This window comes from Cognatundibacterium curvum, from assembly GCF_014284235.1.
Classification (GTDB): Bacteria; Pseudomonadota; Gammaproteobacteria; order Burkholderiales; family Burkholderiaceae_D; genus Undibacterium; species Undibacterium curvum.
Window position 1 is genome coordinate 1 of the sequence record NZ_JACOGD010000008.1, and the last position, 24,507, is coordinate 24,507.

17 protein-coding genes are annotated in these 24,507 nt (G+C 51.8%); 6 read left to right on the forward strand and 11 right to left on the reverse strand.

Annotated elements, in window-relative coordinates:
- Positions 1 to 668 precede the first annotated feature (668 nt).
- Complete coding sequence (locus H8K43_RS14920; RefSeq protein ID WP_186904572.1) at positions 669 to 1,577, forward strand: DUF3667 domain-containing protein; 909 nt, start codon at positions 669 to 671, stop codon at positions 1,575 to 1,577.
- Positions 1,578 to 1,678: 101 nt separating this feature from the next.
- Here H8K43_RS14920 and H8K43_RS14925 read toward each other — a convergent pair whose 3' ends face one another.
- Positions 1,679 to 2,056, reverse strand: coding sequence for a TraR/DksA family transcriptional regulator (locus tag H8K43_RS14925; RefSeq protein ID WP_186904573.1), 378 nt, complete (start codon positions 2,054 to 2,056; stop codon positions 1,679 to 1,681).
- A 73-nt stretch (positions 2,057 to 2,129) separates the two neighbouring features.
- On the reverse strand, positions 2,130 to 3,386 hold the full coding sequence (locus tag H8K43_RS14930) for a sensor domain-containing diguanylate cyclase (RefSeq protein ID WP_186904574.1): 1,257 nt from the start codon (positions 3,384 to 3,386) through the stop codon (positions 2,130 to 2,132).
- 279 nt (positions 3,387 to 3,665) lie between these two features.
- Between H8K43_RS14930 and H8K43_RS14935 the strand changes: the two genes are divergently transcribed.
- Complete coding sequence (locus H8K43_RS14935) at positions 3,666 to 5,339, forward strand: alkaline phosphatase family protein (protein ID WP_186904575.1); 1,674 nt, start codon at positions 3,666 to 3,668, stop codon at positions 5,337 to 5,339.
- 169 nt (positions 5,340 to 5,508) lie between these two features.
- Here H8K43_RS14935 and H8K43_RS14940 read toward each other — a convergent pair whose 3' ends face one another.
- The 3 genes from H8K43_RS14940 to H8K43_RS14950 all read right to left on the reverse strand — a co-directional run bounded on the left by H8K43_RS14940 (position 5,509) and on the right by H8K43_RS14950 (position 11,709).
- Positions 5,509 to 7,065, reverse strand: a complete 1,557-nt coding sequence (locus H8K43_RS14940) for a POT-type proton-dependent oligopeptide transporter (RefSeq protein ID WP_186904576.1) — start codon at positions 7,063 to 7,065, stop codon at positions 5,509 to 5,511.
- Between the two features lie 258 nt (positions 7,066 to 7,323).
- Positions 7,324 to 10,512, reverse strand: coding sequence for an efflux RND transporter permease subunit (locus H8K43_RS14945; RefSeq protein WP_186904577.1), 3,189 nt, complete (start codon positions 10,510 to 10,512; stop codon positions 7,324 to 7,326).
- 3 nt (positions 10,513 to 10,515) lie between these two features.
- The gene (locus tag H8K43_RS14950; protein ID WP_230404008.1) at positions 10,516 to 11,709 is read right to left on the reverse strand and encodes an efflux RND transporter periplasmic adaptor subunit; all 1,194 of its coding nucleotides are present in this window, start codon (positions 11,707 to 11,709) and stop codon (positions 10,516 to 10,518) included.
- 334 nt (positions 11,710 to 12,043) lie between these two features.
- Between H8K43_RS14950 and H8K43_RS14955 the strand changes: the two genes are divergently transcribed.
- The 3 genes from H8K43_RS14955 to H8K43_RS14965 all read left to right on the forward strand — a co-directional run bounded on the left by H8K43_RS14955 (position 12,044) and on the right by H8K43_RS14965 (position 14,811).
- Positions 12,044 to 12,649, forward strand: coding sequence for a dienelactone hydrolase family protein (locus tag H8K43_RS14955; RefSeq protein WP_186904578.1), 606 nt, complete (start codon positions 12,044 to 12,046; stop codon positions 12,647 to 12,649).
- A 351-nt stretch (positions 12,650 to 13,000) separates the two neighbouring features.
- Positions 13,001 to 14,032, forward strand: a complete 1,032-nt coding sequence (locus tag H8K43_RS14960) for a Glu/Leu/Phe/Val family dehydrogenase (RefSeq protein WP_186904579.1) — start codon at positions 13,001 to 13,003, stop codon at positions 14,030 to 14,032.
- 257 nt (positions 14,033 to 14,289) lie between these two features.
- A complete protein-coding gene (locus tag H8K43_RS14965; RefSeq protein WP_186904580.1) occupies positions 14,290 to 14,811 on the forward strand; it encodes a GNAT family N-acetyltransferase in 522 nt (173 codons plus the stop codon).
- 1 nt (position 14,812) lies between these two features.
- Here the strand turns inward: H8K43_RS14965 and H8K43_RS14970 are convergent, their stop codons facing one another.
- The 6 genes from H8K43_RS14970 to H8K43_RS14995 all read right to left on the reverse strand — a co-directional run bounded on the left by H8K43_RS14970 (position 14,813) and on the right by H8K43_RS14995 (position 23,064).
- On the reverse strand, positions 14,813 to 15,445 hold the full coding sequence (locus H8K43_RS14970) for a YkgJ family cysteine cluster protein (protein ID WP_186904581.1): 633 nt from the start codon (positions 15,443 to 15,445) through the stop codon (positions 14,813 to 14,815).
- Positions 15,446 to 15,516: 71 nt separating this feature from the next.
- Positions 15,517 to 18,723, reverse strand: a complete 3,207-nt coding sequence (locus H8K43_RS14975) for an alpha/beta hydrolase family protein (RefSeq protein WP_186904582.1) — start codon at positions 18,721 to 18,723, stop codon at positions 15,517 to 15,519.
- A gap of 54 nt (positions 18,724 to 18,777) precedes the next feature.
- Positions 18,778 to 19,548: a hypothetical protein gene (locus H8K43_RS14980; RefSeq protein ID WP_230404010.1), complete on the reverse strand. Its 771-nt coding sequence runs from the start codon at positions 19,546 to 19,548 to the stop codon at positions 18,778 to 18,780.
- A gap of 49 nt (positions 19,549 to 19,597) precedes the next feature.
- Positions 19,598 to 20,233, reverse strand: a complete 636-nt coding sequence (locus tag H8K43_RS14985) for a 3'-5' exonuclease (RefSeq protein WP_186904583.1) — start codon at positions 20,231 to 20,233, stop codon at positions 19,598 to 19,600.
- A gap of 91 nt (positions 20,234 to 20,324) precedes the next feature.
- Positions 20,325 to 20,582 carry a hypothetical protein gene (locus H8K43_RS14990; protein WP_186904584.1) on the reverse strand — a complete coding sequence of 86 codons (258 nt, stop codon included), beginning with the start codon at positions 20,580 to 20,582 and terminating at the stop codon, positions 20,325 to 20,327.
- Positions 20,575 to 23,064: a putative bifunctional diguanylate cyclase/phosphodiesterase gene (locus H8K43_RS14995; protein ID WP_186904585.1), complete on the reverse strand. Its 2,490-nt coding sequence runs from the start codon at positions 23,062 to 23,064 to the stop codon at positions 20,575 to 20,577. The genes H8K43_RS14990 and H8K43_RS14995 overlap by 8 nt, the downstream gene beginning before the upstream one ends.
- Positions 23,065 to 23,506: 442 nt before the next feature.
- Here H8K43_RS14995 and glyQ point away from each other — a divergent pair, with 442 nt between their 5' ends.
- Positions 23,507 to 24,481 (forward strand): glycine--tRNA ligase subunit alpha, encoded by a 975-nt coding sequence (gene glyQ, locus H8K43_RS15000; RefSeq protein ID WP_186904586.1) that lies wholly within the window; start codon positions 23,507 to 23,509, stop codon positions 24,479 to 24,481.
- The last annotated feature ends 26 nt before the right edge of the window (positions 24,482 to 24,507 follow it).

Below are 24,507 nucleotides of genomic sequence, written 5' to 3' on the forward strand. Positions count from 1 at the left end.
CGTTCAATCTGAGCCAGGATCAAACTCTTCAGTTTAATCTCTGTTTAAAGACATTTCTGTCTGTCGCTCACTCAAAATACTGACAGTTCGATTCTCTGAATTGTTACCAACTCTGAAAATCGTCTTGCTTTATTTCTTGTGAAGCATTTGATATTTTTTAAGCTTGCCGCCCGGTTTAAAAACCAAGCGGTGCGCTTTCATCAAGTGCTCACATTTATTGACTGTTAATTGTTAAAGATCACAGAATATTGAATTCTTTTCCCGCTTACCTTGCGGCGTTTGCTTCGAATCGTTTTGTTCGTCAGCAGCAGAGAAACGAGATTATGAAGCTTAGCCCGCTTTGTGTCAACACCCTTCGATGATTTATGCGATTACCTGTGGTTTTTCAAGGAAATTCATCTGCACTTAGCTGAAAGATTGAGGATGCAGATTGCTTGATGCAAAATCACTATTATTCAAATCAGGAATTCAGCATGACCCCGGAAACAACCCCAGATACAGATATTGCTGCGGCAGCGACCATCGCTTCAGGCCTTTCCCTAGATAAGCAGGCGGAAGCTGAGCATGGCAATTGCGCCAATTGCCACCAGCCTGTGATAGGTGCTTACTGCCATCACTGTGGACAATCCACCCATATCCATCGTTCGCTGCTACATATGGCAGAAGAATTGCTGCATGGCTTATTCCATTTTGAAACCAAGGCCTGGCGCACCATTCCGGCACTGATCATTCACCCCGGAAGACTAACCCGCGACTATATAGAGGGGAAAAGGACGCGCTTTGTGTCGCCGCTGGCCCTGTATTTATTTTTGCTGTTCCTGATGTTTTTCATTTTCTCTTTAAACAGTGCTGGCCTGGGTGGATTTGAAGTCAAAGAAGACAGCAAGCCAATGTCGGCAGAGCAAAAAGCCTCTATTCAAAAGGAAATCGCCGAATTACGCCAAAAAGAGAAGCAGCTCAAAGCTGACAGTGAAGGAGCAAAGGAATTAAAAAAAGACATTATTGAGCTTGAAAAAAGCTTAGCCACTGTCCCGGCAAGCCAAGCCAAGGCGACGGCAAAACAAATCAACGAAAAGCAGGAAAAAGATCAATCTGCGGCTGAAGGCTTAAAAGATCTGGCGATCGAACTGGAAAAAAGCACAGAAAAAAACACCCCGCCCTGGCTGACCAGCCGACTGCGCCATGCATCTGACAATCCTGAACTGGTCATTTATAAAATGAAAAGTGGCGCATCCAAGTTTGCACTGCTATTGCCGCCTTTAGCCTTGCCTTTTTTGTGGCTGATGTTTGTTTTTCGCAAAAAATTTGTGATGTTTGATCACGCCGTCTTTTCTTTGTATTCGCTGTGCTTTATGGTTTGCCTGATGATAGTCTGTTCGTTGCTAAGCGCAATCAATTTAAGCGGTCTGGCAATCACTCTGCTCATTTGCGTTCCACCTGCCCATATGTATGCACAAGTAAAAGGCACTTATCAGCTTACCCATATTGAAACCATCTGGCGGGTTATTTTACTGATTGTTGTCGCCGTGATTTCTATCGGGGTCTACGTCCTGTCTTTACTGGCAGCCAGCATGTAAGATCTCAAGCGAGGTTCTGTTAAAAATAGACAGGAAGTATGGTGACAAAAAAGGCTTGCTGACATCTATATCCAGCAAGCCTTTTTAAATGCATCGATGCACTACATACTGGAATGCGTATGTAAATGCAGTCGCTTCTCATCAGCTTCTAAGGCACCTTGACAATGAATGCAACGCTCAGCAGTTGGTTCAGCCTCAAGGCGGGCGAAGGGAATAGCAGCGCCACACTCCTTGCAAACATCGGCAATATTTTCGCTGAGTCTGGCCTGAGCGCGCTGCAAGGCCTCCCATTCCGCATGCTGGTGCAAATACTGCGACATCGCTTCATGATTCAGTGTATCGCCTGTTGCGCTGTCGCCAGCTTCAGCAGCAAGGCTGTGGGTCGCCGGGTTATGTTGGCGTAAGTCTTGCTGAATACGCAACTTTAAAGCGTCCAGTTTCTGTTTCAGGCTCTCGATTTGGGAACTGCTCAGACTCATTTTATCTCCGGATTGAAGTGATATGAGTCAGATTACTCCGCTACCCCCTGATGACTTTGATGCAGCGCAATACCTATGCGGGCAAAATTTCTACTCTGCTTTGATTACGGCCAGAGTGTTTAGCCTGATACAAAGCTTTATCAGCGCGCTCAAGCAAACGTTCCAGTTGCTGGTCTTGCGGATGGTTAGAAGCGATGCCGAGACTGACGGTCACACCAAACTGGGCGCCATCATTATCAAAAAAGCGCAATTCTTCAACACGCTTGCGGATACGCTCAGCGACAATCATCGCTTGCTGATCTGTAGTCTGTTGCAACAAGACGCAAAACTCTTCCCCGCCAAGGCGACCAAACAAATCAATCTCTCTGAGTTCAATCTTGACGGCTTCTGCAAATCTGACCAAGACCTGATCACCCACCAAATGTCCATGCGCATCGTTGATGGTCTTAAACAAGTCCAGATCCAGCATTAACAAGCTCACACGCGTGTTGTAACGCTGCGCGCTTTTAAACACATGTTCGGTATGTTCAAGAAAAGCACGCCGGTTTTCTATGTTCGTCAACGCGTCAGTCGTCGCCAGACGCTTGAGCTCCAGCTCCATCGCATTACGTTGCGTGACATCACGGAACACGCCTTCTATACCTGCAAAATTGCCCTGTTCGTCCTGCAGCGCCTGACTATTGAGAGAAATATCGATCACACGTCCGGATTTACAGCGCATTTTTCCAGGAAAATCCGTCACTCGCCCCTTGGACAAGATAGCCTGACGGTAGGACTCGCTCTCTTCCACATCCAGATAAAAAGACTTCGCGTCTTTACCTTCCACTTCTTCGGGTTCATAACCCAGCATATTAACCACTGAGGGGCTGATTTTTCTGATATATCCGGCAGCATCGGTGCGGTAATACACGTCCTGCATATTTTCAAACAAACGGCGGAAATCCAGCTCACTTTGCCGCAAATGCGCATCCATTTCATCATGCTCAGTCATGTCAAGTGCACTGATGAGTACCGCATCCTGTTGCTGGTATTGAATGGAACGGCTCGCCACCAGCAAAATACGGAAATGGTTTCTCAGCGTGCGGATACGCATTTTTGCAGCTGGATTTTCCCAACTGCCACCATCTTTCTGAATTCTGACCTGTGAACGGGTCTGATCCAGGGTATGTACCAGATCTGCAATTTTCTGCCCCTGCAATTGCGACAACTCCTCGGCCTCCAGCAAGCGTAATGCTGCCGGATTAGCATCAACCAATACGCCGTTGAGCGCGATAAAGACCGCGTTGGGAAGAACGTCAATCAGGGAAATGGAAGAATGTAAGGAATTCAAAAAGAGACCTTTGGAAAGTGAAGTGCATCAGGACAGCTTTTATTTTACTCTGCGATCTGATAAAAGCACGCACAAAATTACTGTGCAACATGAATTTCTATAAGGCAATATCAATCATAAACCTTTTTCAAGACACCTGATCGCAAGCACATCATAAGCATGAAATAATAGCTGGATAAACTAGGTATGTAGCCAAGGCTATCGCACTCAGTGCATGATAGTCCGCTCCGCCAACAACGGATTAATTCTGCTTCCCCCATCAACCAGGATACTATTTCCATGAAATTGCAACTTACCCCATCCGCCAACTTGCTGCGACGTTTGCTCATCACCAGCCTGCTCAGCACACCTGTTATCGCCCTCGCTGCACAAGCTGGCGAAAAACCGGCACAACCGAAACTGATGGTCGTACTGGTAGTGGATGGCCTGCCGCAAGAGCAGGTTGTGCGTTACCGCGAACAATTTGCCGCTAACGGTGGTTTCCGCCGCCTGCTAGACAAAGGTGCCTGGTTCAGCAACGCGCACCAGGCCCATGGTGTAACGCTGACTGCAGTTGGCCACACTGCGATCCTGACTGGCGCCTATCCATATCAGCACGGCATTATCGCTAACGAATGGACCGATCGTAAAACACTGGAACAGATGTATTGCACTCAAGATAATGCATATAGCTATATCGGAGAAGAAACCAAGGCAGGTGCAGGCACTTCCCCAGCCAATCTGAAAGTCAGCACAGTTGGTGACGAACTCAAGTACGCGACTGGCAATCAGGCCAAAGTCATTACCGTGTCCGGCAAAGACCGTGGAGCAATTCTCTTAGGCGGCAAAGCAGGCACCGCCTATATGTACATGAGCAAATCTGGTCACTTCGCGAGCAGCACTTACTACATGCAAAGTCATCCGGCCTGGGTGCAGCAATATCACCAGGGCAATCCACAAGATCGCTTCTACGGCCAGGAGTGGAAACCTCTGCTGGCTGATAAGGCATATATCAATGATGCCAGCGATGATCTGGTTGCCGATCCCAAAGAACGTTTCCCTTACCAATATGTGAGCAAGTCCGGTAAACCGGATGCCGAGTATTACAACAAGCTGCTCACCGGCCCGTTTGTCGATGAAATGACACTGGACTTCGCACGTGCCGCAATTGAGGGTGAAAATCTGGGTAAAAATCCAGCAGGCGTGACTGATGTACTGGGCGTGAGCCTTTCCAGCCACGACTATGTGAATCATGCGTATGGCCCGGAAAGCCGCATGTCACATGATCATTTGCAGCGACTGGACAGACTGCTGGGTAACTTCTTCAGCTATCTCGATAAACGTGTCGGCCTGGATAACACCATCGTCGTACTGACCGCTGACCATGGTTTCCCGAATGTGCCTGAGTTTTCACAATCCATCAAACGTGAAGCGCAACGCATCAACAGCAAAGACATGATGGCAGCCTTGAATAAAGCACTCAGTGCCAAATTCGGCAGCGAACAACTGGCTGAAAAATGGTCCAGCCCGACTATTTTGCTCAATACTAAGCTGATCGCTGAAAAGAATTTGAAGCAAAGTGAAATCGAAGCAGCGGCAGCAGAATTTTTGCTTGGCTATTCGGGTATCGCCAATGTCTACACCCGTCACCAGCTGGAGCAAGGCATGGTACCGGACACACGTCAGGCAAAACTGATACAGCGCGCCTGGAACCGTCAATTATCCGGCGACTTGTTATTAGTCACTCAGCCTTACACCTACTTCAGCTACGGTGCCAAAGGGACTTCACATGGTTCTCCGTATAGCTATGATACCAATGTGCCATTGATGATCATGGGTAAGCCATGGTTCCGCGCTGGTCACTACAGTCAATATGCAGAAGTCGTTGATATCGCACCTACGTTGTCTCATCTCTTACGCATACGTCCACCATCCGGTGCGGAAGGCCGCGTGCTGAGCGAAATTATGCATTGATACGATACGGTGCAATCGTGATGTGATGAAGCTGAGTCGCACGTATCACCAGGCTTTGCCCTGAATACACTGCAAAAAAAAACCGCATGTTCAACACATGCGGTTTTTTTTTATTGCAGCCTGCCAGCAATCAGCAGATACAGAATCAGTATCAGTATCAGAATCAGAATCAAGACTTACGATAATTATTCAGCATCTGGTAACTACGTGCATACAGTGCAAATAACAAGGCAGCGACCAGCGCAAAACCGGCGAAGAAGAACATTTGGAAAGCCGTCACGCTGATACCGGTCGTTTTTATGTACTCAGTCACAGCCGGGCTTTTCACGCTGGAATTGGCCAGCAACACCCACAAGTTACCGATAGTCACAGACAGATTCCAGAAGCTCATGATCACGCCCTTCATCGCCAGTGGTGCCTGACTGTAAGCGAATTCCAGACCAGTCGCAGATACCAGCACTTCACCAAAAGTCAGCAAAGCATACGGCAGGATTTGCCAGGTAATCGACAAGGCATCACCACCATCCATCGCGAGCTGCATAAATCCAACCACGATCCAGGCCAGACCGGAAAAGGCGATGCCCAAACCCATACGGCGCAAGGCCGTCAGCTCTACACCCATGCGTTTGAGCATAGGATACAGAACCAGATTATTAAACGGGATCAGCAACATCACCAGCATAGGGTTCAATGCCTGCATCTGAGCCGCCTGAAACCATTCCGGCTTAGTCATATCGTTGGCCTGCAAGACCCAGGTCGATGCTTTTTGATCGAACAGTGACCAGAAAGGCGTGACCAGCGCGAAGACAACCAAGACGCGCAGCACAGCACGCACACCATCCACAGCTTCATCCGGATGCACGCCGCGTGCACGCTCTAATTGCAGCCACGCACCCATACCACCAAAACCCAGGACCAGCACCAGTGCCAGACAGAACGCTGCCACCACACCGACACTTGGGATCAGGGTTAAGGACGCAAGCGCCAGCAAACCGCCCAATACCGCAATGAAATAACCAGTGCGGCCCTGACCTGGCTGATGTGCATTCAGCGCAGTTTTCACCACGTTCAGGAAAGAGTGAGGATTGTTTGGGAATGGCGGCACATGGACATATTTAGTGCGGCCCGACCAGAAAATCACGGTCGCAATAAACATCAGGATACCCGGAATACCGAAGGCGACACTTGGACCGTATTGTTTCAGGAAAATAGGCATCAGCAGCGATGCAAAGAAGGAACCAAAGTTAATGATCCAATAAAAACCATCAAATACTTTCTGGGCCAGACTGCGGTTACTCTGATCAAACTGATCACCGACAAACGAGGTGACCAGCGGCTTAATCCCGCCAGAACCCAGCGCAATCAGGAATAAGCCGGTATAAAAGCCTTCCTTATTATTTTCAAACACAGCCAGGCAGGCATGGCCAGCGCAGTACACCAGGCTGAGCCAGAACACCGTATTGTATTTACCAAAGAAACGGTCAGCCAGCCAGCCACCGAGCAAAGGGAAGAAGTAAACGCCGATCACGAAGGTATGGAATACCTCTTTTGCCATGCCAGCGCGCATGCTTTCCGGCATAGATAACAGCAGACTGGTAATCAGGAACGGGGTCAGGATATTACGCATGCCATAAAAGCTGAAGCGTTCACATCCTTCGTTTGCGATGATGTAGGGGATCTGCCCTGGCATCTTCGGCTTATCCAATTGAGCAGTTTGCTGCGTCATCGGTTTCTCCAATTCAGTTATTGTAAGTTGTGGTAAATCATGTCAGTGCATGATGAGCGCAGCCCTTATTGCAAGCTGCGCTAAGCCCAGACACAAGCACATCCGGTCAGGCATAGCGCAGTGAGGACGGCTACCCAATCCGCTATAAAACAGTGCGCGCAGTATCCCGATTTGCCCCCGTCAAGTCAAGCAAGAAGCACTTGCGCAGCGCATCATTGCTGATCAGTTGCGCAACAGGCCTTAACGGCCTTAACGGCGTTAACGGCGCTGGCGCATCCAGCGCAGCGGCCACATCAGCATACGGAACACGAAGCGCACTAACAGTAAAGTCAGCAGGGCTTCGACGAACGTCATCACGAAGGCGACGAAAGTATTCCAGCGTTGATCACGTCGTAAAAACTTGGCGATCATGCTGTCGCGCTTGATTTCTATACTGTCATAGAAAGTCGGCACCACCAGCAAAGTCAGCAAGGTCGAGGTAATCGTACCGCCAATAATCGCAATGGCCAGCGGGCGATAGAATTCGCCGCCCTCACCCAGACCTATCGCGACCGGCAGCATACCGGCGATCAGCGCAAAGGTCGTCATCAGGATAGGACGCAGACGTTTACGCCCGGCTGTCATCAGCGCTTCTTCGCGCTCTAAGCCTTCGCGCTCCAGTTCGCGTGCACAATCAAGTAAGAGAATCGCATTTTTTGCGACCAGTCCCATCAGCATAATAATGCCGATAAAACTCATCAGATTCAGCGTTCCCTTAGTCATCAACAGCGCCAGCACCACACCGATCAGACTTAAAGGCAGCGACAACATCACCGCAATCGGCGCCGTGAATGAGCCAAACTGCATCACCAGTATCAGGTACATCAGGCCTATACCCATGACCAGTGCAATCGCCATTTCGCTGAACAATTCTTTTTGCGAGCGCGCCGCACCACCCAGTTCCAGCGCATAACCAGATGGGAAATTCATCGCCTTGGCGATCTTCAATGCATCTGCAGTCACCTCACCCGGCGAACGACCCTGCGCATTCGCAGAAACCGAAATCATGCGCTTGCCATCAAAATGCTGAATCTTGGCCGGACCTTTCGCCATGCTGATTTTAGCGATCTGTTCGAGCGGAACCATCTTGTCGCTGCCACTCACCGCGATAGGCAGGCGTTCAATATTCTCCAGATTAATTCGGTCAGCCGGATGTAGCCTGACCGCCACATCACGTGCCTCGCCGGTAGGATCGACCCAGTCACCGACCTCTACACCTGCGAAGGCAACCCGCAGAGCCTGCGCCGCATCGTTGACCGAAATACCCAGCGAATTCGCCAGGCCGCGATCCATCTCTATCTGCAGCTCATCCTTAGGCTCCTGCTCAGACAGGCCAACATCCACCGCCCCCTCTACCTTACGCAGCTTATCCATGAATTCATTGGCAATCGCCAGCAATTTGCGCGCATCCGGGCCAGAGAACTGGATCTGCACTGGCTTACCACCGCCATTGTTCAGATCGTCCTGCACCACATATTCGGCACCGACCAGACTGCCGACCAGGCCGCGTAACTCGACCGCGATTTGCGCCGCAGAGCGCTGACGCTCGGTACTCTTGCCGATATCCACATACACGCGGCCACCTGTTGCATTCACATTGCTGTTGGTGGCCTTGGTTTCCTTGATGGTGCGCGCGAGCTCGGCCGCCTTCTCTACTTTCAAGCGAGCATAATCCAGACTGGCGCTGGAAGGCGTCCTGACTTCAACAAAAATCGTACCATTATCGGCAGAAGGTAAAAAGCTGGAGCCACCAAACTTCGCATGCAGGCCTAGCGCCAGCACAAACGACATGGCAGCGATCACTGCCATTGAAGTACGGTGATGCAAAGCCCAGGCAATCACATTGCCGTAACGGTCAGACTGATGATCAAACCAGGCATTGAATTTCGCCAGCAGCAGACTCAGACCAGTCTTAGGCTGCTCATGATGGCCAGGCGGATCACCCCAGTAAGCCGACAGCATAGGGTCGAGTGTGAACGAGATAAACAGACTCACCAGCACAGAACTGGCGACAGTCAGCGCAAACGGACGGAACCATTCACCGGATACCCCGGGCATAAACGCGACCGGAATAAAAACCGCAATAATCGAAAACGTGGTGGCGGCCACTGCCAGCCCGATTTCCTTGGTACCGTTGCTGGCAGCCGTGCGTCGGTCTTCACCCATCTCCATATGGCGCACGATGTTTTCACGTACCACAATCGCATCATCAATCAAAACCCCGATCGCAAGCGATAAGCCCAGCAAGGTCATAAAGTTGAGGGTAAAACCGCACAGCCAGATGGCGATAAAGGCAGCGATCACCGAGGTCGGTAAACTAAGTGCAGTAATCAGCGTAGAGCGCCATGAATTAAGGAAGACATAGACCACAAAAATGGTCAGAACCGCGCCGAAAATCAGAGATTCGATCACATTATTCAGACTGCTTTCGGCATCCTTACCACCATCCTGCGTGACTTCCAGGCGCGTGCCTGCAGGCAGCGTCTTATTAATTTCAGCCACCAATTGGCGCACTCTGGCAGCGACCGACACGGTACTCGCATCACGCGAACGGGTAATTGAGATACCCACATTCGGATTACCATTGCGTACACTGAAACCGCTGATCTCGGCAAAACCATCCGCGATGTCAGCCACTTGCGCCAGGCGCACGACTTCCGTACCACGGCGCTTAATCACGATAGACTGAAATTCCTGCGGCGACTCAATGCGGCCGATCAGACGGATACTCTGTTCTTTCAAATCACCTTTGACCTTGCCTACCGGCGCAGTGGTGTTCTGATTTTTAAGCGCCGTCACAACTTCAGCCACCGAGACATTGTATTCACGTAGCTTCTGCGCATGTAGCAAGACACTCAGTTCTCGCTTAAGAGAACCATTCACCGACACGGTGGCAACACCATCAATGCCACGGAATTTATCCGAAAATTCATCCTCAGCCTTGCGTGAAATTTCGGCATGACTCAAGGTGGTCGATGACAAAGCCAGCTGCATGATGGGCTGAGCCGATGGATCTATGCGCTGCAAGACCGGTTCACGCATTTCTACCGGCAGCTTATAGCGCACCGCCGCGATAGAATTCCTGACCTCGTCCGAGGCTTCTATCATGTTCTTATTAAAATTAAAGAAGATGACGATGCTGGCATTGCCCTCTGCTGCCGTGGAAGTCAGTCTGTCTACACCTGAAATACTTTGCAGGGATTTCTCTATGCGGTTGATAATCTCGCGCTCTACGGTTTCCGGCGACGCGCCCGGATAGGGAACGCTGACCACCAACACCGGTTGCTCAACATCGGGAATCTGATTGACTTTGAGTTTTTTCAAAGCCAGCAGCCCCAGCGCCATCAAGGCGATGATGATGACTATCATCGCGATGGGGCGCTTAATACTGAAATCGGATAAGAACATGGCTTATTTCCCCGCAGCGGAAGAAGCAGCGACTGGCGCACTGACAGCTTTAGGTGGCATGGCCGATGCCACCAGTTGCGCCTTTTGTCCATCCTTCAGGGTGGATAAAGGATTGCGTATCACCTGATCGCCATTGTTGAGTCCGGCACGGACCGCAAAATCACCACGGCGCTGGTCGCGCTCACCGAGCTGTATCGCGACTTTGGACAAAATGCCGTCTTTCACGCGCCAGACGTAAGCCTTATCACCATCGCGCACCACAGCAGAGTTTTCCACCATCAGTGTTTCTGAGGTACTTGCCTCTATCATGCCTTCCGCATATAAACCGGCGACTCTGGGTTGATTGGCATCGGCAAACGCAATCAAGACTTCGACCTGACGGGTCGTGGCATTCGCAGCCGGGTCCACCCGTTTGACCTTACCTGCAAAATTCTGACCGGCATAACCATTGATGCGGAAGCTCACATTCTGGCCCACACGCACCGCGGTCACCTTATCGGCGGAAATCAGACCATCAAAACGCATACTGGCCGGGTCTATCACTTTCAGTAACTCTTTACCCAATTGCGCCGTGTCACCCGGGGAGACTTTACGTTCACTGACGACGCCATCGAACGGTGCACGTACTTCGGTGCGGGTAATCTGCTGCCTGGCCTGCGCAGTCCGTGCTTTGGCGGCGACCAGATCGCTCTGGCTGTTATTGCGCCGGATTTCTGCATCTTCCAGTTGTTGGGTCGACGCCATGCCAGAAGCACGCAGGGTTTTTAAGCGCTGGAACTGGCGCTCGGCCTGCTCAAACGACTGACTGGAAGCACGTTCCGCTTCCTGCGCAGAATGCAGGCTGTCGCGAATGGCGGTGTCGTCCAGCCTGACCAGTAAGTCACCACGCTTGACCGCTTCCCCGTTTTCTTTCAGTACCTGCAAAACGACCGAGGAAATTTCAGAGCGTAAATCCGCCTTACGTTCTGGCTGTATTGAGCCAGTCACCACTGGCCCCGAGCTCAGTGCGCTGCTCTGTACCAAAGTTAAGTCCTCACGTGTCACCATGAGGGCTTTGTCCAGGCTGGCAGGCACAGAAGCGGAAGCGGACGCAGAACCAGCCGCGCTGGCCTTGCCGGATTCGTCCTCTTTTTTAAGCTTACTGCAGCCTGTAAGCGCGAGCATTGCGCACAATACGATCAGACCAGGACGCGACATGGTGTATCTCCGGATAACAATTATTATAATGAAGGCCGCTTAGATGATGCGGCAGATAAAAAGTTTCAGCTCCAGGCGCTATATATATACGCTGTATATAAGCTGCATATATGCTGTATACACACCATGAAAGCCGGGCAGCGCTAAAATACATGAACATACGTGAACAGCGGTATGCCTTAAGTCTTGCAAACGAAGCATGTTAGCAGACAAAGTTCACTGTGTAGACGACAAAAGTGAGGTGTGCGGCTATGCGTTCACACACTGCGGCATCCTTGCAAAAATACGCCAAGTCCGGTAGTCTGCGCCCTCCCTGCTTTTGATGGTCTGTTCTGTGTCTGTTTCTGCTGTAGCTCACGCCCCTGTTGTCCTGATTGCCACCGATGTCTTTGGTCACACTGCCGCCGTCGATGGTCTGGTGCGCCAGTTGGCTCAGCCAGCACTCATCGTTTCCCCGTTTGACGACAGCAGCCGCCATTTCGTATCTGAGCAGGAAGCCTATCAAGCCTTTCTGGCCGAAGGTGGCATTGCGCGTTTCGCCGACAAGCTGGCAGCAGCACAACTGGCACATACAGCCAGCCTGCGCTACGCGATCGGCTTCAGCGCAGGCGCCAGTGCACTCTGGGTCAATTCAGAGCACAGCATGATGTCTGGCCTGCGGCAAATGGTATTGTTTTATGGCTCGCGCATACGCGAATACCGCCAACTGCAGCCACTGTGTCCGGTCAGGCTGATTTTCGCCGAACAGGAAGCGGCATTCGCGCCAGCTGAATTAGTGCAGGATTTACAAAAGCGCGGCCATCAGGCCGAGCTGCTAAAAGGCAGCAAACATGGCTTCATGAACGTGTATTCACGCGGTTCCTGTGTTAAAAGCCAGACCCGCTTTGGCGATGAGCTCTACCACATGATGCAGGATGCCGGCATTGCTGATGCGGCCTGAGCACTGAATTTAGCGCCCGGCAAGCTGATGCCAATCCACACTAAGGGCTGTCCCGAATTGCCTTCCCCCCTTGCCTTCCCCTATACTCTGCCCCGCGTGACACAATCACCGCCCAGTGCCTGAATCTGCCGCAACCAGCAGCCACAGGCCGTTTTTCTATCTGCAATACTTTCGGTAGCCCTTTTATTGGGACATTTATCAAGACATTGACCCGCACATGGATGAGCACAGATAAAGCTTCGTCGCTGCAGGAACAATGTCGTTAAATTCCTATTTATTAACTTTTTTGCGGGATGATGAGTCTGCCCTATCCGGCACTGTGATTCAGTCAAACCGCGCGGAGCCATAAGCATGACCGCTTTTGTATTTAACGAAATTAATTTTGACCACCACGAACAAGTCGTTTTTGCCTCAGAAGAAAAATCCGGCCTGAAAGCCATTATCGCCGTACACAATACCAACCTGGGCCCGGCCATGGGCGGTTGCCGTATGTGGAATTACGCCAGCGAAGCCGATGCGGTACGCGATGTACTGCGTCTGTCGCGCGGCATGACTTATAAAAACGCAGTGGCTGGCCTGCCTATCGGTGGCGGCAAAAGTGTCATCATCGGGAATCCAAAAACAGATAAAACCCCTGCGCTGTTTGAAGCGCTGGGCGAAGCCCTGGAACGCCTGGGCGGCCGTTATGTAACGGCAGAAGATGTCGGCACCAGCCCGGCCGATATGGCCTATGTAGCAGGCAAAACAAAATACGTTGCAGGTCTGGGTGACCGTGGCGATCCGTCTCCATTTACCGCACTGGGTTGCTTCGTCGGTGCCCAGGCAGCCGTCAAACATCAGTTAGGCCGCGATGATATGGAAGGCCTGGTGGTTGCATTGCAGGGTCTGGGTCACGTTGGCTTCGACTATGCGCGCCGCCTGAAAGAAGCCGGTGCCAAGCTGATCGTGTCCGACATCGACGAAGGCGCGCTCAAACGTGCTAAAGATGAGCTGGGTGCAGAAGTCGTCGGCACTGATGCGATTTATGATGTTGCGGCAGACATCTATGCGCCATGCGCACTCGGTGCTACCGTCAATCCTGACACTCTGAAACGCCTGAAAGCGAAAATCATCGCCGGTGCAGCGAACAACCAGCTGTCCACGCCAGAAATGGGTATCGCCTGCCGCAATCAGGGCATCCTGTATGCACCGGATTTCGTGATCAACGCCGGTGGCATCATCAAGGTCTGCTACGAATACCTGAACACACCGGAAGACGGCATGGATGCACATGTACGCCGTATCGGTGAAACCCTGGCTGAAGTCTTTGCGCGCGCTGATGCAGAAGGCTTGCCGACCAGTGTGATCGCGGATCGCGTTGCTGAAGCGAAGTTCAAACGCTAAATATAAGTTGTAAGACTGGCTGAAATTTCAGCCTTCAACGCAGGCTGAAAATAGCTACCTATCACGGGTAGCTATTTTTTTGCCCGCTTGTTTTGCATTATTTTCAGATCGGGGCTTACGCAAAATTGTCCCAGCAAGGCATGGCGACGCAGACAGTACAACTGGTACGACAAAGAGCCATAACGCCGCCGGGGTGGTTTTGCGTAAGTCCTACAGGTAAAATTGAAAGCCAAATTGACACATAAGACTAAGCACCCATGACCCTACTGCATACCGCCAGACTCAGGCTGGAACCGATGAACGATAGCCATCTGGATGGCTTGTTTGCGATGAACAGCGATGCGGAAGTGATGCGCTATATCACGGGCAAACCGGATACCCTTGCCGATACCCAAAACATGATCGATCTGGTTAAAGCACGTTGGGAACAATTTGGTTTTTCCTGGTGGAGTTTTTTTGAGATTGAAACCGACACCCTCATCGGTGCCGGCTGCATACAACATCTGGGGCGTGATCCGGCCAATTCTTTGGAAACCGGCTGGCGTCTGCGGCGTGACCGCTGGGGCCGTGGTTATGCCTCAGAAGCAGCGCAGGCAATGGCTGCATTTGCCTTCGATACCCTGCACAGCCCGGATCTGGTGGCGGTATGCGATCCGGATAATCATGCGTCGTCCCATGTCATGAAAAAACTCGGCATGCAATATCGTGGGCTGGAACACTGGTACAACCGTGATATGGCGGTGTATGCGATGCAGGCAGCGGATTTTCAGCGGCGCTGATTTAAGCCTGTTGTTCGCTCTGTTGACGCGCCAGCGCGTCCAGCACCTGTAACAAAGCTTGTGGCAAGGGCTGACGTTGCTGAGTTTGAAATTCATCCAAAGCGCGCGTCACACCTTCTATCCAGGCTTCAGATTTCAACACACGCTCCAACTGCTGAGGAATATGCGCGGCCTGACTGGCACAGGCAGCCAGGTCCAGCGAATGCGCTTTGCGACACACCGCAGGGCGGTAAGCATAGATGCTGCAATGCTGATCCTGTAATAAGGGGCAGGGCTTACGCTGACCGCTCGCATGAGCATCAACATACGCATCGACATAGGCCTGGCAGGCCACACGCAAAGCCGCGATATCACGCCGTTCAGCGATCCACTGATACACAATAAAACTGGCTTCAGCACTATTCACTTCCACCGTCAGATGATGGCAGCAATGACTGCAGCCTGCAGCACAGGCAACTGCAGCTGTGGTCACAGACTGACTGGCGATCAGATCCAGCGCACCATGTAAGCGCGGAATCACATGCAAAGGCCAGACCGGATGCTGTTTGCTGTTTTCCAGCAGGGTCTGATTGTCTTGCTTAACGCGCTCTATCGCCGATAAAAAAGCCTGTTGTTCTTGCTGGCTCAGTGCCATATTGACTCCGTAAAAAAACCCACCGGCTTGCGGTGGGTTTGTCGTACTCTTGTAATCTCTGCCATGAGTATTTAGTTTGCGACGGCTGCCGCGCTCGTATTTTCTTCCACCTTCGCTGGCTGAACGGCCTTCGCTTCTTTACCTTTACTGTCAGCAGGTTTAAACAAAGGCGTCACATCACGCTTGCCACGTTCGAGATAAGGAATTGGTTTTTCCATCCAGCCCGGACGCCCAGCACCGAGCAGGAAATGATCGAAGAACTCAGCCATATGGACCGTGTAATGCTTCACGTTTTCGCGGTCACGCAGACCATGCTTTTCGCCATTATAGTTAAACCAGTAAGCTTCTTTACCCAGGCGACGCAAGGCAGTGAAGAATTCTATCGCCTGATACCATGGTACCGCATCATCTTCATCATTATGCTTGGTCAGATAAGGTGTTTTCACTTTATCGATCTGGAACAAAGGCGAGTTCTCGATATACTCGGCGGTTTTATTCCACGGTGTCCCACCCATACGGCTTTGCCCGGTTTCGTACTGGAAGGCACGGCTGACACCAGCGCCCCAGCGAATACCGCCATAGCCACTGGTCATATTCGCCATCGATGCACCGGCCTCAGCCGCTGCAAACATATTGGTTCTGGTGATCAGATAATTGATCTGATATGCCCCCCAGCTATGGCCCTGAATACCAACCCGTTTGGCATCGACAAAACCCATGCCCACCACTTTGTTGACCGCACCGGTCACGGCTTGCAAAGCACTGCGGCCAGGATGGCCCGTGGTATAGGTGATGTCCGGACGCAGCACGATATAGCCATTGCTCAGATAACGGGTGACATTGATGTTCTGGCTAGGCGCAGGGACTGTATGACGATGCAGATTGTCGGTCATCTTTTCATAGATGTAGACCATCATCGGATACTTTTTAGCAGGATCAAAGTTTTCCGGTTTAGCCAGCAAGGCCTTGAGTTTTCTGCCGTCTGTCGTGCTGTATTCAATAATTTCCTGCGTGCCCCAGTTGTATTGCGCTTGCTGAGGATTAGCCTGACTGATTTTCTGTGGCGTATTCAGTTTCACATCACTGGCCCACACATCCGGGAATTCCGTGAAGCTTTGACGGGTAAATAACACCGTATCGGCTTTCTTCGCCTTGATCACACCGCCATACAATTTGTCGCCAAACACCAGTTGCTGTGGTTGCGCGCCGTTCGCTGGCATTTGGTAAAAGCCGCTAGCACGTGTGTTTTCATTCAAGGCTGACAGCATCCAGTCGCCCTGCGCCAGCGGCTTGCTCTCCGCGACCGGCGTTGGCTCTTCCATGACTTCAGGACGGGTATTCTCAAGGTTGATATAGCGCAGCTGTAACTGATGCGCACGACCGTAGCCCTGACTCAGATTGCGGCTGGCCAGCGTGGCCGGTGTGACTTCCCATAAATCGAACTGATCGTACAGCACCACGCTGCGATCACCCTCAGTCCAGCCCGCATAGCCATACGGTGAGCGTGGTTGCGGCGTATCATGCTCATGATCTTCAAAGCGGGCTTTGATTTTTCCAGTCAGGTTGACCTGCTTGCCATCCGCAGTCGACCAGGCTTGCCAGCTATAGTTTTTTGCATCAAAACCTAATACGTATTTACCGGCAGGTGACATGCCCGCGACAAAGCGCTGCTTCTGCGCTAACAGACGCGACTGCCCGGTTTTCAAATCAATCGCATACACATCGCGGTAAGAACCGTCCCAGGACAGCAGCATTTTGTATGGCACATCACTGCTACCCATCGCAAAGTCAGGATTATCATTGACGGACACCGCAGGAATCTGCACGCTGCCTAACTGCACAAAGCGCTGATCCGCCAGATGTATCACTGCCTTGTAATTTTTTTGCTTATCTTTTTCGGCGCGGACTTTCTGTACCGATTGCAGCTCAGGATCTTTCCAATGCCACAAATCGACTTTCACCGGTTCCGGCGCATCCTTGGGTTCTGCTTTCTGGATTTCTGCGGTACCCAAGAATAAGCGTTGTCCATCCTTGCTAAAGCCCAGCTCACCGAATTCACTGACACCCCACTTTTCCGGCATACCGGGTGTCGCAGCACTGGCCAGCAAGGTGGCATTGCGCTCTGCATTTTTCCAGTAATACAGCTGATACACCGCTGGATCTTCTTTCTCAGCAGCGGCGTCAGCAGCAGGTGCTTTCTTCGGTTTTTTCTCTTCCTCAGCGCGGCGCTTGGCCAGATCATCGCGATTACTCAGGAAAGCCAGTTGTTTACCGTCTTCATCAAAGCGCAGGTGCTTGATACTGCCTGTGCCAGAGAAAATCTGTAACTGTTGCTGATCAGCCGGAGTGAACAGGTAAACGCCTTCTTTGGCCGCCAGTTCAGCGACTTCTTTTGCACTTTCCTTAGTCGCCTCTTTATTTACTTCTTTATTTGCGTCTTTAGCCTGCTCTTTGCTGTCTTTACTGTCCTTGCTGTCTTTCAAAGCGGGTTTCAGCGTATAGGCCAGGGCGCTACCATTTTTCGCCCATAACATCTCGCCCACATCTTTCAGACTGATGCGCTGGCTGTTGGCGACATCGATTAACAGCAACTCGGACCCACTCTCTTTTTTCTTGGCAGCAGCACCCGGCGCACCGGCAGCGGCGGCTCTGGCGACCTGATCCGCTTCATCCAGGTCTTTCTTATTTTCTGCGCTGTCTTTTTTCGCGTCTTTCTTAGCTTCCGGCACAGCTTCCATCAGCACGGCCAGCCAGCCACCGCCCTCTTCCGACCATGCATACTGCTTGACGCGCTCGATCAGCTCTATTTTGCCGCTTTGCAGATCGATGATGCCCAGACCGGACTTCGGTGCATCTTCCGGTTTTTTCTTTTCTTTTTTAGCCTTCTCCTGCTCAGCACGGGTAGGACGCACCGCGAATGCCGCAAATTTTCCATCTGCGCTGAACAGCGGAGCAGCACCACGTGGCGAACGGAATTCACGACCGTCTTTGAGATGGCGGAACACCACTTCTCCATCACCCTCCTGGGCTGTCAGTGCATAGGCTGCCCATAAACCGTCACGGCTCAGCGTGCTTCCCTGTATGTTGCGCCAGTTGGCATAGACATCATGGGTAATGACTTTTTTGGCACTGACCGGTATTGGTGCCGCCAGTGCGGCTTCTGTTGCCAGACTGGCTGCATGGGAGGCAGGTGACCAGGTTCCGGATAAGACGCCTAACATCAGTGCGGCAGCACATACGGGACGCCAGGCAGGCAAGCGGTAGGAAAACTTAGACATAATATAAACTCAAAGGCTGAGGGATAAACAAAGAGTGCACCGCACTCACATGATTCAGGACAAGATATTCAGCGTGGTGACCGTACGCATTTCTGAGCGTTCGCCGGTACCGGAGCTCATATTTTTTCTTTCTTTTTTCTGTACCAGCAAACGGTCGCCGGTCACGGTATAGACCAGGTTGTCTTCATCGCGAATTTCAAAGCTGACGACGACAAAGGCACGGCCGGATATCTGCTGACTGGAACGGCTGGCCAGGGGCGTACCTTCTGCATCGACCCACACATCAAAACTACCTTCATACTTTTTGATGTATTTCTTTTCTTTTTCACTCAGCCTGTCGATGGATAATTCAAAATTTAACAGACGTGCCGGCTTGCCGTTATAGTTATCTGCTTTCTCACCTTTGAACTGGGCTCTTTCCAGTTTACGCAACAAGGCTGCTGCATAATTCACGACCGGTCGCAACTCAGACGGACTCAATTCTTTGATGCTGGACAGCGCCGGGGTTTTCGCTTTCGGATCTTTCTCTTTCGCACGTTCTTCAGCTTCCAGTTTACTCAACAAATCTTTAGAGAACACCAGTTGCAAGCCACGACTGCCGTCTTCCAGCTGTATGCTGGCCTGGCCTGAAATTTCCTCCAGATCCTTACCTTCACCAATGCGGTTATTGATGCGGGTTTCAACTTGTGCTTTGACTGGCGCACTGCCATGCAGGCGACTGAGCGCCGTTTTGAGGTCAGTCAGCCCATCGGCGTGGGCCGACAGCGCGCAGCTGGTGAAGACGATTGCAGCGGAAATCTGGTGTAAGGCAAGAGGCAGACGCATAGACTTTCCTTTTCAAAGAATTGTTGTGACCGGCAACGGTGACAGAAGTTCAGGCTGCCAGTGCTTTTGTTTTGAGCTCACGCCAATGCAGATACACCAGCAAAGCGACATGCGCATCATTGGCTGCATAAAAGATTTGCTTCTCGCTTAAAGGATGTTGGGCCCAGTTCGAGGTGGAAGTTTTTTTGGACTTACTCATCTGCATGCCAAAATACTTGGCGACCGCAGCCTTAACGCCCATATCACGCTGCTTGCTTTCGCGCATCACGCGTGCCAGGTCCAGCACATTGGCCGTCACAATACCGAATTTACTTTTCAAATGGCGCAAGTCGTCGACCAGGCCGAAACCGACTTTTTGTATCGCAGGCTGTTCCAGCAGCTGGCGGATGACCACGATAGCCTCGGCCTGCAATGCGGTAGTCAGCGGAAATAAGAAGGCCTGGCTCTCTGTAGCGAGTTGCACCAGATGCGGCCCCTCACTTTTCTGGCCCTTTTGAAACACAGGTTTGGTCTCAGTATCGAAGCCAAGTATGCTGGCGCTCTGCAATTGTGTGTATGCATATTGCAAGCTTACGGCATCTTCTACCATACAGATTTGCTGGCGCTTCAGCCCGGGATAGGCGGGCAACGCAGATTCAGGCTCCGGCTGCGCTTCATCTTGTTCTTGTTGTGGTTCTTGATTCATTAATCTGTTTCTTTATACTTAACTGGAGTTGCGCTGCGCTGGCTTGGCTCAAGCATAGCGACTGTTGCGCAAGGGTGCGCATTAATGTCCATTAATGCTCACTATCGGCCTCATCCTTATTTTCTGTAGTATCTTTATCTATGCGACGTCTGGCCGGCGCAGCGGACGGCTGTAAACTGACCAGCACCACATTATCCTGCCCGGTACTGAGCGCCACAATTTCGTCTTCACCGGTCTGGAAATGATACAGGGTGGCAGTACCTACCGCAGCAGAACTCAGCAATTTGGCTTCAACCAGCAATTGTGCCAGCTCAGCGCGCTGTCCGGCATGCCATCTGAGCTTAGTCATGTTTTAGCACCTTTTGCTTCACCTGAAACTGAGCGAAACTCTGCGCATCCATAGGACGCGCAAAATAATACCCTTGTACCTGACTGCAGCGCATCTCGCGCAATAACTGGATTTGCTCCAGACGCTCTACCCCTTCCGCGACCACATTTAATCCCAGACTCAGGCCCATGGCAATCACAGCGCTGGCAATCGCCGCATCATCAGGATCAGTATGAATATCGTTGACAAAGGATTTATCAATCTTTAGTTCATCGATAGGAAAGCGACGCAGATAAGATAAGCTCGAATAGCCGGTACCGAAATCATCCAGTGAAATCGACAAACCCAGCTTTTTCAAAGAGCGCAAGGTAGTCAGTGTGCTGTCCACGTCCTGCATCACCATGCTCTCCGTCAGCTCCAGCGTGATATAGGCAGGATTCGCACCGGTGGCCGCAATAATCGCAGCGATCCGGCCAGCCAGGTCGTCCTGTCTGAACTGGCGTGAAGACATGTTGACTGCCACCTTTAAGTCACCCAGCCCCTGCTCACGCCAACGTACTTGCTGGCGACAGGCTTCGGCCAGCACCCATTCGCCCAGCGGCAGTATCAGGCCGGTTTCTTCCGCCAGAGGAATAAATTCCACCGGATGCACCATGCCTATCTGTGGATGATTCCAGCGTACCAGCGCCTCGGCGCCGACGATAGTCTGTTGATCAAGATCGATTTTCGGCTGGTAATGCAGCAGAAATTCGTTACGCTCCAGACCGCGCCGCAAAGCACTTTCCATATTCAGGCGGCTGATCGCATTCAAGCCCATTTCCGGCACAAACTGGCGCATGCTGTTACGCCCATGTTCCTTCACGCGGTACATCGCGATATCGGCATAACGCAGCAAAATTTCGCCATGATCGCCATCACGCGGATACACCGAAATCCCGATGCTGGCGGTCACAAATACATCCACCGCCTGAATCTGGATAGGACGGGACAAGGCTTGCAGAATTTTATCGGCAACGGTATCGGCATCACTGCTGTCGGGCAAATCAGTCAGCACAACCACGAACTCATCCCCGCCCAGACGTGCAACCGTATCCGTGTCACGCACACATTGCCGTAGCCTGTGAGCCACCTGCTTGAGCATTTCATCACCGGCCCCATGACCTGAGCCATCATTGATCAGTTTAAAGTGGTCAAGATCGAGCAGCAGCACCCCGACGTGCAAATCCTGACGCTTTGCCCAGGCAATTGCCTGGGTGATGCGGTCATTGAGCAAATTACGATTGGCCAGCCCGGTCAGGCTGTCATGATTCGCCTGATATTCCAGTTCTCTCTGATAATTGACGCGTTCACTGACGTCATTAATCACGCTGACAAAATGGGTGGTGTTTGCGCCTCGTGCATCTTTGACTGGCGAGATATGCAATTCATTCCAGAACTGAGTGCCATCTTTACGGTAATTGCGCAACAAAGCCCGGCCCTCGCGCTTTTCGCGCAAGGCGGTACGAATTTCTTCCAGATCCGGCTGCTGCAAATCGTCGCGTACCAGAAAGCGCCCTTCGCGCCCGATCACCTCGTCTGCGCAATAGCCGGTAATCCGTTCAAAAGCGGGATTGACATAGACGATGGAGTGATCATTGGCATCGCTGCGCGTAATCATGATGCCGTTACTGCTGGAAACCAGTGCCTGTTCGCGCAGCAGCAAAGCCTGCTCCACTTCTTTCAGCTGAAACTGGGATGCGCTCAAATCCTGACGGATCGCGACCAGATGGGTAATCCTGCCATCCACGTCGGCGAGCGGGCTCACCACCTGTTTTTCCCAGTAACGCTGACCGTCACGGGTGCGGCTCAGAATATCGCCATGCCAGTGCTGCCCCAGCGTCAGCGCCTGGAATTCAGCCTGTAGACGCTGATCGGTACCATCCCCGCTATTCCACAACACAGGAATCCCCAGTAACTCCTCGAAGCGATAAGCCGTTCTTTGCAGATAAGCCTGATTACAATACTCCAGCTTGCCTGCGCGATCTGTGATGAGTACAGAGAGCGGGCTTTGTGCAATCGCCAGCGCCAGCAATTCCAGGTTATCCTGCAAATTCTGATGTTCGTGCGTGGTCAGCACTGCATCGACTGCGCGCCCGAGTTCCTGAGAAATACGGGTCAACAGCTGTCCGGTTTCAGCTTCATCCCACAGGCTTGCAGGTCCGCATACTTCCAGCAACACATCGCAACCGGTGCGTGTCAGCGTTCTGCGCTGCACAGGCTGATCCACGCTGTCCGCATCAGCACCAGCTGCAAAATGCAGCGTCAACTGCTCGCTGTTCAGCGTCAGCGCGCAACGCTGATAGCCGGCACGGGTGACCATGATGCGGCAAAACACCTGCAGCATCTGCTCTATGCTGTCGGGGTACCACAAACAATGCGTGAGTTCGCCCAGCAGGCGATACCAGGCTTCGAGACGCTGTGATTCTGCGTCCAGCACATCCTCGACCGGTGCGCTTATTTTCATATTTGGCAAGTCTCCTCTCAGCCAACTTCATCGACAGGTCAAGCAGACATCCCTCCCCCTGCTGGCAGCGGATGCTGAAGGCGACTGAGGCTGCGCTTGCGAGCGGGTGCATCTGCCTTAACGCAAGCAATAACTGCCTGTTGTGTCTGTCCTGTTTGCTATTATTTTTTTAAAAATCAGGTCGCCGCTGCCTATGAAATCTGGCGATGATGATGTGCGTGCGCCGGCCAAATTTATACCCTGTAACAAGTGTTACCGCAATAGAAACATTGCATCAGGAACGGTCTGAGCGCAAATAACTTGTTGCGCAGCGCAGCAAGAGCGCCATATCAACAGCGCCAGCAGCTGTCTTATCAGTAAGAAGCATGATTTCTAGGTTAAAATCTAAGGTTTGGCAAACCATTTTCTCCACTCCATCCGGAGTCACAAGGCAGATAGCACGATGCTCACATTTCAACAAATCATCCTGACATTACAAGATTACTGGGGCAAGCAGGGTTGCGCCCTGTTGCAACCTTACGATATGGAAGTGGGCGCCGGGACTTCGCACACCGGTACTTTCCTGCGCGCCATCGGCCCGGAACCCTGGCGCGCCGCCTATGTACAGCCATCACGCCGCCCTAAAGACGGCCGTTATGGCGAAAACCCTAACCGTCTGCAACACTATTATCAGTATCAGGTTGTGCTGAAACCGGCACCGGAAAATATTCTGGATCTTTACCTGGGTTCGCTTAAGGCGCTGGGTCTGGACCTGCAGCAAAACGATATCCGTTTTGTTGAAGATGACTGGGAAAATCCTACCCTGGGTGCCTGGGGTCTGGGCTGGGAAGTCTGGCTCAATGGCATGGAAGTCACGCAATTCACCTATTTCCAGCAAGTCGGCGGTCTGGATTGCAAGCCAATTCTGGGCGAAATCACGTATGGCATAGAACGTCTGGCCATGTATCTGCAAGGCGTAGAAAACGTGTATGACCTGGTCTGGACAGAACGCGAAGAAAACGGCAAAACCGTACGCCTGTCCTACGGCGATGTATTCCATCAGAATGAAGTCGAACAATCGACCTTTAATTTTGAATATTCAAACACTGATTTCCTGTTCTCGCTGTTTAACAACTACGAAGCAGAAGCCAAGCGCCTGCTGGAGGTCACAGAAAAATCACTGGCCCTGCCTGCTTACGAAATGATTTTGAAAGCAGCCCACACCTTCAATCTGCTGGATGCACGCGGCGCAATTTCGGTCACTGAGCGCGCAGCCTACATAGGCCGCATCCGCAATCTGTCGCGCGCGGTAGCCGCTGCGTATTACGCTTCGCGTGAAGCGCTGGGCTTCCCTATGTGTGCTGCTGACGATATCCATAAGCCAGCGCCGTCGGTCAACTCCGCAGCCGCCGCAGCCACGACAACAGACGCTGCCTGAGTCAGCAGCCGGACAGAATGGACAGG

Coding starts and splice junctions, on each gene's coding strand:
- H8K43_RS14925 (WP_186904573.1), bottom strand. CDS start 2,056: ATGAGTCTGAGCAGTTCCCAAATCGAGAGCCTGAAACAGAAACTGGAC.
- H8K43_RS14935 (WP_186904575.1), top strand. CDS start 3,666: ATGAAATTGCAACTTACCCCATCCGCCAACTTGCTGCGACGTTTGCTC.
- H8K43_RS14940 (WP_186904576.1), bottom strand. CDS start 7,065: ATGACGCAGCAAACTGCTCAATTGGATAAGCCGAAGATGCCAGGGCAG.
- H8K43_RS14945 (WP_186904577.1), bottom strand. CDS start 10,512: ATGTTCTTATCCGATTTCAGTATTAAGCGCCCCATCGCGATGATAGTC.
- H8K43_RS14950 (WP_230404008.1), bottom strand. CDS start 11,709: ATGTCGCGTCCTGGTCTGATCGTATTGTGCGCAATGCTCGCGCTTACA.
- H8K43_RS14960 (WP_186904579.1), top strand. CDS start 13,001: ATGACCGCTTTTGTATTTAACGAAATTAATTTTGACCACCACGAACAA.
- H8K43_RS14965 (WP_186904580.1), top strand. CDS start 14,290: ATGACCCTACTGCATACCGCCAGACTCAGGCTGGAACCGATGAACGAT.
- H8K43_RS14970 (WP_186904581.1), bottom strand. CDS start 15,445: ATGGCACTGAGCCAGCAAGAACAACAGGCTTTTTTATCGGCGATAGAG.
- H8K43_RS14975 (WP_186904582.1), bottom strand. CDS start 18,723: ATGTCTAAGTTTTCCTACCGCTTGCCTGCCTGGCGTCCCGTATGTGCT.
- H8K43_RS14980 (WP_230404010.1), bottom strand. CDS start 19,548: ATGCGTCTGCCTCTTGCCTTACACCAGATTTCCGCTGCAATCGTCTTC.
- H8K43_RS14985 (WP_186904583.1), bottom strand. CDS start 20,233: ATGAATCAAGAACCACAACAAGAACAAGATGAAGCGCAGCCGGAGCCT.
- H8K43_RS14990 (WP_186904584.1), bottom strand. CDS start 20,582: ATGACTAAGCTCAGATGGCATGCCGGACAGCGCGCTGAGCTGGCACAA.
- H8K43_RS14995 (WP_186904585.1), bottom strand. CDS start 23,064: ATGAAAATAAGCGCACCGGTCGAGGATGTGCTGGACGCAGAATCACAG.
- glyQ (WP_186904586.1), top strand. CDS start 23,507: ATGCTCACATTTCAACAAATCATCCTGACATTACAAGATTACTGGGGC.